Below are 9,726 nucleotides of genomic sequence, written 5' to 3'. Positions count from 1 at the left end.
GGGGGCCAGGGGAGTTGCCGGTGCCGTACCGGCTCAGCGGACCGGGAGCGAGACGCGGCCCCAGGCGCCGCCGCTGAGCGCGGAGGTGGCCGTGTACCAGGCCAGCAGGCCGGCCACGGCGGTCAGCCAGCCGCCCACCTTGGCCAGGTCGCCGTTGCCGGCGAAGGCGCCGATCGCGTCCAGCACCAGCGCCACGGTGAACAGGGCGTAGACGCCGCGGACGAAGAGGCCGCCGCCCCAGTGCGTCAGCGTCAGGCTGAGGGCGAGCAGGGCCCAGAGGAGCAGGAAGAGTCCGGCGCCGTTGGCGGACCAACTGCCCGCCTGCGACCAGACCGCCCACAGCGCGCCGAGGCCGGCGAAGGCCGTGCCGGTGGCGGCGCTGCCGCCGCGGAACTCCAGCAGGCCGGTGACGAACAGGGCGACGCCGCCGAGCAGGAAGGCCAGGCTCTTGGCCTCGCCGGCGGAGGTGCCGTGGATCGCGCCGGTGGAGAGCAGACCGAAGGCGAGCAGGGTCAGGCCGAGGGCGAGGTAGCCCAGCGGCGCCGCTGCGGATCCGAGGGGGGAACGGGGGCTGGCCACCGCGGCTTCGTTGCTCACGGGGGCCTCCTTTCACTGGTCAAGCAGGAACCGATGGTTGTTCCGTACCCGTCAGTGACGATTAGTCAACGCAGTGTAATCATACAGTTATTGACCAGTCGTTCTTCGTGTGCGATCACGTGGTACGGCGGCCTCAAGGCTGTGCGGGGATGCGCAGTGCGAGGATCGCCATGTCGTCGGAGGGCGGTTCCGCGGCGAAGCGTTCCACCGCACGCTCCACCCTGGCGGCGACCGCGCCCGCGGTCAGGCCGGTGCAGCCCGCCAGCACCTCGGCCAGGCCGTCGTCGCCCAGCATCCGGGTGCCCTCGCGGCGCTCGGTGACGCCGTCGGTGACGCAGAGCAGCACGTCGCCCGGGGCCAACTCGAGCCGCTCCTCGGTCAGTTCGAGGTCGTCCATGACGCCGAGCAGCGGCTGCGGCTGGGCCGCGGGGCTCACCGTGCCGTCCGGGCGCAGCCGCAGCGGCAGCGGGTGCCCGGCGCAGACGGTGCGCAGTTCGACGCTGCCGTCCTGACGCGGCGTCAACTCCCCGTAGAGCAGCGTGAGGAAGCGGCTGCGCGCTCCCTCGTCGAGGATGGCGGCGTTCAGTCGCAGCAGCACCTCGGGGGCGGACAGGCCCTCCCGGGCCAGCAGCCGCAGCGAGTGCCGCGCCAGACCGGTGACGGCCGCTGCCTCCGGGCCGGTGCCGCAGACGTCGCCGATGGCGAAGCCGTAGCTGCCCTCCCGGATCGGGAAGACGTCGTAGAAGTCGCCGCCGACCTCGTTGCCCTCGCCGGCCGCGCGGTAGACCACCTCGACCTCGACGCCGGGGATGCGGGGCGACTCCGGCGGCAGCAGACTGCGTTGCAGCGCACGGGAGATGGCGGTGCGCTCGCTGTAGAGGCGGGCGTTGTCCAGGGCGAGCGCGGCGCGGCGGGACAGGTCCTCGGCCAGCTCCAGGATCTCGCGGCGGAACTTCTCGTCGGCGGGCTTGCCCAGCACCAGCAGGCCGATGACCCGGTTGCGGGCGACCAGCGGCAGCACCACCGTCTCCCCGCCCAGCGCGGCCGCGGTCGCCACGGCCTGGGTGGGCGTCTCGACCTCGGCCTCGTGGGCGAAACTGCGCAGCGAGGCGCGCAGTGCGGCGTCGTGCGCGGCATGGCCGGGGGCGGGCCAGTCGCGCGCGCCCGGGGTGTTGACCGCCTCGGGCGGCGGGATCTGCTGGAGCAGCTCGCGGAGTCCGTCGATCCGGTCCTCGTCCTCGTGCAGGACGTACGCCAGTTCGGGGGTGGACTGTTCGGAGATCGTGTAGACGGCGCACCACGAGGAGAGCGTGGGCACGGTCATCTGCGCCACGAGTGCCAGCGTCTGGTCCCGCTCCAGGGTGCCCGCCAGCAGGTCGGACGCCTCCACGAGGAAGGAGAGGGAACCGCGGCGCAGCCGTTCCAGCTCGGTGAGCCGGGCGCTCTCGACGGCCAGGGCGATCCGGTCGGCGGCGAACTGGAGCCGCAGCGCGTCCTCGTTGCGGTACTGGCCCGGGGACTGGGCGGCGACGCCGAGCGAACCGGTCAGCCGTCCCTCCACCTTGAGCGGAACCGAGACCGCCGACCGCAGCCCCGTGCCGCCGAGCACCGGGACCGAACCGGGCTGCGCGGTCAGGTCCTCGTGCACGGCCGGCAGCCGTGCGGAGCCGTAGCGGCCGGCCGCCTCCACCGGGACCCGGGCGAAGCGCTGGCGGCCGGAGGGCAGACCGCAGGAGGCACGGACCTCCAACTCGGTCTCGTCGTCGGTGGCCAGGAGCAGGTAGGCGGCATCGCCGTCCAGCAGGTCCCGGGCGCGCTCGACGGTCCGCTGGAGCAGCCCGTCCAGGTCGTCCGGCGCGGGGGAGCCGATGAAGGCCTCGAAGGACGGCCCGATCGCACCGGGGCCCGCCCCCGCCTCGGTGCCCTGCTGCACCCGCGGCGGCGTCTGCAGCACTGCCCGCTCCTGCTCCCTGACGAGCAGGCAGACCGTGGACGGGACGCCCTCGGCATCGCGGACCCGCAGGTGGGAGCCGTAGACGGCCATGATCCGGCCGTCGCCCGCGCGGATGCCGTAGCTGCCCTCCCAGCGGGACAGGCGCAGCGCCTCCTCCAGGCCCAGGCCGGTGCCGGGCGTCTGCGGCCAGGCGGCCAGTTCGCCGAGCGGGCGGCCGAGCGCCTTGTCGGCGGGGATCCGGAACAGCTCCTCGGCGTCCGGGTTCCAGGCGGTGACCATGCCCTGCTCGTCCACGCGCAGCACGCCCACGCGCACCGCCGCGTCGGCGGACGGGAGTTGGGACACGGGGGTCTGCGGTCCGGCGTGCCGGGTGCCCGCCGCCCGTGCGGGGAGGTCGAGTTGGAACCAGACCCGCTTGTGCGCGGCGGTGTAGTCGACACCCCAGCGGGAGGCCAGCGCGGCGCAGAGGATGAGGCCGCGTCCGCCCTCGCGCTCCAGTTCGGAGCCGCGCGGATCGTCCTCCCCGGGATGGAGCGGGAGCGTGCGGTTCGGGTACCGGTCCGCGACCTCGACCCGGACGGAGTCCTCGCGGCGCAGACAGGAGACCTCGGCGGTGGTGCCCGCGTGCACGACGGCGTTGGTGACCAGCTCGCTGGCCAGGACGACGGCGTCGTCCACGACCTCGGCGAAGCCCCAGCCCTGCAGGGTGTCCCGGACGAAGCCGCGCGCGGCCGCGACGGACCGGCCCACCGGTTCGAACGTGGCAGCTGCCCGTGCGGTGACCACCGTCTGCTCCCTTCTGTGCGCGCGGCGCCACGCCAGCGTACCGGCCCCTCCAGGGGCGCGAGGAACTGCGCGGGCAACACATCACCGGGGGAGGTTCGTCCCGCAGATGGGGTCGGACCTCTCTGGGTGGTGTGTCGCCCGCGCAGTTCCTCGCGCCCCTGAAGGGGCACCTAGCTGGAGGTGCAGGTGATGGAGGTCGGGGTCGTGTTGGCACCGCTCCAGGCGGCGTTGAAGCCGAAGGACGTCGAGCCGCCCGGGGCGAGCGCGCCGTTGTAGGAGAGGTTGGTCACGGTGACCTTCGCCCCGGACTGGGTGTAGCTGCCGCTCCACAGCGAGGTGATCTGCTGGCCGTCCGCGAAGGTCCAGGTGACGGTCCATCCGCTGATGGCGCCGGCTCCCTTGTCGGTGACCGTCACACTGGCCCCGAATCCGCCCGGCCACTGGTTGCTGACCGAGTAACTGGCCGAGCAGCCGCTGCCCGCCGTCGAACTGGCACTCGCACTCGGCGAAGCCGACGCACTCGCACTCGCGGAAGCGGACGCCGACGCTGACGCCGACGCGGACGCACTCGCGCTCGCACTGGGGCTGGGGCTGCCCGTCACCGTCCCGGCGATGTCGCCGTACACGATGCCCCGGCCGTTGGTGCTGATGTAGACCCGGCCGTAGGTCCGCATGTCACCCGTGATCGCCGCGCCGGTCCAACCCCACTGGTGCTGGCCGTCATTGATGCGGACCCAGGTCGCGCCCGCGTCGTCCGAGCGGTAGATGCCGCGGACCCCGCCCACCTGCGCGCTGCTGTAGAGGGCCGGGTAGCTGCTGCCGGGCGCGGCTTTGCCGAAGCCGATGCTGTCGGCCTGGTCCACGGCGGACAGCTTGGTGAAGCTCTTCCCGCCGTCCGTCGAGTGCCACAGCCCGTAGGCGTTGCCGGTGCTGCTGCCGCCCGCCAGCCAGATGTCGCCCTTGACGCCGGGGAGGGCCTTCAGCCGCACCTTGCCGCTGCTGGGCAGGCCGGTCGCGGCCGTCGCCGAGAAGGTCGCGCCGGCGTCCGTGGAGACGTAGAAGGTGCCGCCGGAGTAGGCGTAGAACGTCTTCGGGTCCACCCGGTCCGCCGCCACCGTCGCCCCGGCCGGGACGCCCGAGGACGCGGTCCACGAACTGCCGTACCCGGACGTGCGGTAGACGCCGGCGCCGGCCGGGCTCCACACCGTGGCGCTCGCGTCCGCCGCCATGGCGACCGTGCCGCCGCCGGTGACGCCGCTCGGCTCGCTGCTCGCGTTGAACCAGTCCGCGCCGTCGTCCGTGGAGAAGGCGATGTGCCTGTCGGTCGAGCCGGATGGGAGGTCGCCCACCCGCACCATCGAACTCGCGCTCGTCTCCGCGTAGTCGAGGGCCGTGGTGGTCGAGAAGACGGGCGACGTGAACAGGGTGGACGGCACCTTGGTGACGTCGGTGTGGCGGAAGCCGCCGAGGTCGCCGAGGGCGCTGATCAGCGGGGCGCCGGTCGGCGGGCTGATCAGGTCCTGGACCGCGGTCTCCTCCAGGCCCTGGACCACGGGCGCGATGGTGATCTTCTTGCCCGCGTCGAAGTCGGTGAGGTCGCTGGTCCCGAAGAGGGTCGCGCCCGTCCCGTAGTACATCCGGTCGGAGTCGAAGGGGTCGATCGCCAGCGCCTCGGTCATCCAGCCGAGCTTGACCAGCTCGGTCGGGGGAGAGGCTGACGTGGCACCGAAGTTGAGCCAGGGGTAGGCCGAACTGTCCAGCGTGTACTGGTCGGTGCGGTTCGGGTAGCCGTTGTAGGACCAGAAGGTCTTCCAGGTCGCCCCGCCGTCGGTGCTCCGGTAGATCTGCGTGTCCGGCCACCATGAGCTGTACGCCGTCACCATCACGGTCGACGGGTGCTCGGGGTCGACGGCCAGGCCGCTGTAGCCGAAGTAGTCGTTGCTGGTGTCCGTGGACGGCACCGGGCTGATCCTCGTCCAGGCGCCGGTGCCGGTGGCGAGCTTCCACACGTCGCCGTGCGCGCCGTCGTAGGGGCCGCCGGTGTCGCTGTAGGCGAGGTAGAGGTTGCCGCCGGAGCCGTCGAGCACCGCCTTGTGCGGGATGAGGCCGGTGGGCTGCCCGCTGACGGCGGACCAGGTGGCACCCGCGTCGTGGGTGACGTAGACGCTGTCGGCCGTCTTGTCCGCGACGCCGACGTAGACGGTCTTCGTCATGCCGTCGACGGTGCCGCTGCCCTTGTCGAAGACCTCCCACAGGACGCCCTCGGGGTCGCTCTGGTAGCCGGTCGTGTCGGTGGGGTCCGGCGCGTAGGGACCGGTGTCGGGCAGGGTGGAGACCTTGGCCCAGGTGGCGCCGTAGTCGCTGGAGCGCCACAGGCCGTTGCCGCTCTCCGCGCCGAAGTAGAGCACCTTGTCGTTGTTGGGGTCGATGGTGAGCCGCTCGCCCATGCCGCGGCCGGGCATGTTGCCGCCGACCTTGAACGGCAGCGTGGTCCGCGACCAGGTCGCGCCCTGGTCGGTGGAGCGGAGGATGGCGCCGTTGTTCGGGTCCCAGCTGTTGGTGTAGCTGCCGGCGGCGACGTAGACCCGGTTCGGGTCGGCGGCGTCGGTGGCCAGGCTCAGCACGCCGGTCAGGTTCCAGTCGTTCCAGCCGACGGAGTCCAGCAGTGGGATCCACTTCTTCGTCGCCGGGTCCTGCCGGTAGGCGCCGCCGACGTCGGTGCGGGCGTAGACCAGGCCCTTCTGCGCGGTGTTGAAGACGATGCCGGGCACGAAGCCGCCGCCGCCGATCTGGACGTTGTTCCAGCTGTAGGGCTGGCTCGCGGCGGCGGACGCGGGCGGCGCGGCGACGGCCAGCAGGCCGACGGTGCCCAGCGTGGCCGCCGCGGTGACGGCGGCGAGCAGGGCGCGAAGTGGTCTCATGGCGGGCGGCTCCTCGGACGGGGACGGCGGTGGACCCCGGCCCGGGCACCCGCCGGACCGCCGGACCCGTGGCCGTGAGGCCGTTGTGGGGATGTGGACCGAGCCCGGCGCCGGGCGGGGCGCCCCGGAGGGGCGGATCCAGCACACGCGCGGTGCTGACGGGCCGTCAATCGTCAAGTGTCGAAGGCGGAGTTCGATCGGGTGGCGTGGCCGCGTTCTGTGAAAGCTACATGAGAGGGCTTCGCCGAAGCGCTGGTCAGTGAGGCCACGGCCCGGTTCCGGAACCCTGCGTCGTTCCCTCGGTTGCGGCGTCCTGCGCACGCTGTCGGGCACCACCCCTACGAGAGTTGGAGGCAGCATGCGGGAACGCAGCTCCCTGCTCGACAGACTCCGCAGACACCGGCACCGAGGCAGGACCGCCGTCCTGGCCTCGTTGGCGCTGCTCGCCACCGCGGGCGGCGGGGTCGGCCTGGCCGCCGCCCCGGCGGCCGCGGCGGGCGTGTCCTGCCAGGTCACCTACGCCGTGAGCAACGACTGGGGCTCCGGCTTCACCGCCGCCGTCACCATCAAGGACAGCGGCAGCACCGCCATCAGCAACTGGACGCTGACCTACACGCAGGCCGGCAACCAGACCCTGGCCAGCGGCTGGAACGGCACCTGGACCCAGTCCGGCAAGAACGTGACCGTCACCGCCCCGAGTTGGGCCCCGAACATCGCTGCGGGGGCCAGCTACACGACCAACGCCAACTTCAACTACAGCGGCAGCAACCCCGCGCCGACCGCCTTCGCGGTCAACGGCACCGCCTGCAACGGCGCGAACACCCCGCCCAACGTGGCGCTGACCAGTCCGACGGCGGGTCAGGTGTTCTCTCCCGGCGCGACCGTGCCGCTCGCGGCCACGGCCACCGACAGCGACGGCACCGTCAGCAAGGTCGACTTCTACGCCTCCACCGGGACCGGCAGCAACACGCTGGTCGGTACCGCCACCAGCGCGCCGTGGACGGCCAGTTGGGCCAACGTGGCGGCGGGCGACTACTCCGTCACGGCGGTCGCCACCGACAACGGCGGGGCCACCACCACCTCCGACCCGGTGGCCATCAAGGTGACCGGGCCCTCGATCGTGGTCAGCCCGAGCCAGCTGACCGTCCAGCAGGGCAGCAGCGGCACCTTCGGCGTCAAGCTGTCCAGCGCACCGAGCGCCAACGTCAGTGTGGCGATCGCCCGTTCGGGCAGCGACACCGACCTGACGGCGGCTCCCGCCACGCTCACCTTCACGCCCTCCAACTGGAGCACCGCGCAGAACGTGACGGTGACGGCGGGCACGGCGAGCGCGCAGGCCGGCGGCACGGCCACGTTCACGGCCTCGGCCACGGGCTACGCCTCGGCAGCGGTCAGTGTCACCGAGTCGGCCAAGGCGAGCACCTACGACCAGTACTTCCTGGACCTCTACGCCAAGATCAAGGACCCGAACAACGGCTACTTCAGCCCGCTCGGCATCCCCTACCACTCGGTGGAGACCCTGATCGTCGAGGCCCCGGACTACGGTCACGAGACCACCTCGGAGACCTACAGCTACTGGCTGTGGCTGGAGGCCGACTACGGCCGGGTCACCGGTGACTGGACCGGGTTCAACAACGCCTGGACCAACCTCGAGACCTACATGATCCCGTCGCACACCCAGCAGCCGGGACAGTCCACCTACAACCCGGCCAAGCCCGCGACCTACGGCCCCGAGCTGCCGCAGCCGGACCAGTACCCGGTCAAGCTGAACTCCTCGGTCCCGGTCGGCACCGACCCGCTGGCCTCCGAGCTGACCAGCACCTACGGCACGGCGGACATGTACTCCCCGGCCTGGATCATGGACACCGACAACAAGTACGGCTTCGGCAACTGCGAGGACGGCACCACCAAGCCGAGCCTGATCAACACCTACCAGCGCGGCCCCGAGGAGTCCGTCTGGGAGACCATCCCGCAGCCGGACTGCGACATCTTCAAGTACGGCAACTCCAGCTCCGGCTTCCTGTCCCTGTTCAACGACGGCGGCGGCTCCTACGCCAAGCAGTACAAGTTCACCGACGCCCCTGACGCCGACGCGCGCCTGGTGCAGGCGGCGTACTGGGCGGACACCTTCGCCAAGGCGCAGGGCAAGACCTCGGCGATCAGCTCCACCCTGGCCAAGGCCGCCAAGCTGGGCGACTACCTGCGCTACGCGCTCTACGACAAGTACTTCAAGCAGGCCGGCAACTGCAACGGCTCCACCACCTGCCCGGCCGGCACCAGCAAGGCCAACGAGCAACTCGGCCTGCTGACGTGGTACTTCGCCTGGGGCGGCGCCTCCGACGGCTCCTGGTCCTGGCGCATCTCCGGCTCCACAGCGCACCAGGGCTACCAGAACCCGCTGGCGGCCTACGCGCTGTCGACCGACCCGAACCTGGAGCCCAAGTCGCCCACGGCGGCGACGGACTGGTCGGCGAGCCTGACCAAGCAGCTGCAGTTCTTCCAGTGGCTGCAGTCCACCGAGGGCGGCATCGCGGGTGGCGCGACCAACAGCTGGGGCGGCAACTACGGCGACGTGTCCCAGCCCCCGGCGGGCGACCCGACCTTCTACGGCCTGTACTACGACTGGCAGCCGGAGTACCACGACCCCGCGAGCAACTCGTGGTTCGGCTTCCAGACCTGGGCCATGGAGCGGTTCGCGGAGTACTACTACGTCTCCGGCAACGCCACCGCGAAGGCGGTGCTCGACAAGTGGGTCAAGTGGGCCATGTCCGTGTCCCAGGCCGACCCGACGACGGGCACGCTGACCACCCCGGGCACGCTCACCTGGACCGGCGCGCCGGACACCTGGAACGCGAGCAGCCCCGGCGCCAACGCGGGCCTGCACGTGACCGCGAGCGGCTCCGCCACGGACCTCGGCGTGGCCGGGTCGCTGGCGAAGACGCTGAGCTACTACGCCGCCAAGTCGGGTGACACGACGTCGCAGAAGTTCGCGCAGAACATCCTCGACATCATCCACTCCAAGTACGCCGACTCCCTGGGCTACTCGGCCCCGGAGACCCGGACCGACTACAGCCGGTTCACCCAGGCGTACGACCCGTCCACCCACCAGGGCCTCTACATCCCGCCGGGCTGGACCGGGACCTACCCGGACGGGACGCAGCTGAGCTCGTCGACGAACACGTTCCTGTCCATCCGGCAGTGGTACAAGAACGACCCCCAGTGGTCCAAGGTGCAGACGTACCTGAACGGCGGGGCCGCGCCGGTCTTCAACTACCACCGCTTCTGGGCCGAGGCCGACATCGCCACGGCGTTCGACACCTTCGCCCAGCTGTTCCCCAACAGTTAGTCGCACCCCGCTAGGGCGCGAGGAACCGCGCGAGCAACACACCACCCGGGGAGGTCCGGCCCGTACGTCGGGCCCGTACCTCCCGGGGTGGCCGGGCGCGCGGTTCCTCGCGACCCTGAGGG

Annotated in this window: 4 protein-coding genes; 1 reads left to right on the top strand and 3 read right to left on the bottom strand. The window is 71.7% G+C overall.

The genetic code is table 11. The features are described 5' to 3' along the window. Nucleotides 1–33 precede the first annotated feature (33 nt). From ACFP3V_RS18135 to ACFP3V_RS18125, 3 genes are all read right to left on the bottom strand, one after another. Complete coding sequence (locus ACFP3V_RS18135; RefSeq protein ID WP_380584654.1) at nucleotides 34–597, bottom strand: GPR1/FUN34/YaaH family transporter; 564 nt, start codon at nucleotides 595–597, stop codon at nucleotides 34–36. Between the two features lie 133 nt (nucleotides 598–730). Then, nucleotides 731–3,337, bottom strand: coding sequence for a SpoIIE family protein phosphatase (locus ACFP3V_RS18130; protein ID WP_380584652.1), 2,607 nt, complete (start codon nucleotides 3,335–3,337; stop codon nucleotides 731–733). Between the two features lie 170 nt (nucleotides 3,338–3,507). Further along, a complete protein-coding gene (locus ACFP3V_RS18125; protein ID WP_380584651.1) occupies nucleotides 3,508–6,258 on the bottom strand; it encodes a cellulose binding domain-containing protein in 2,751 nt (916 codons plus the stop codon). A 358-nt stretch (nucleotides 6,259–6,616) separates the two neighbouring features. On the opposite strand from ACFP3V_RS18125, the gene ACFP3V_RS18120 reads away from it, so the two are divergent. Then, nucleotides 6,617–9,604 carry a glycoside hydrolase family 48 protein gene (locus ACFP3V_RS18120; RefSeq protein WP_380584649.1) on the top strand — a complete coding sequence of 996 codons (2,988 nt, stop codon included), beginning with the start codon at nucleotides 6,617–6,619 and terminating at the stop codon, nucleotides 9,602–9,604. Nucleotides 9,605–9,726: the final 122 nt, after the last annotated feature.

It is taken from the genome of Streptacidiphilus monticola (genome assembly GCF_042658505.1).
GTDB lineage: Bacteria > Actinomycetota > Actinomycetes > Streptomycetales > Streptomycetaceae > Streptacidiphilus > Streptacidiphilus monticola.
The sequence above is the reverse complement of the archived record's forward strand: the minus strand, read 5'-3'. Positions and strand labels throughout refer to the sequence as shown.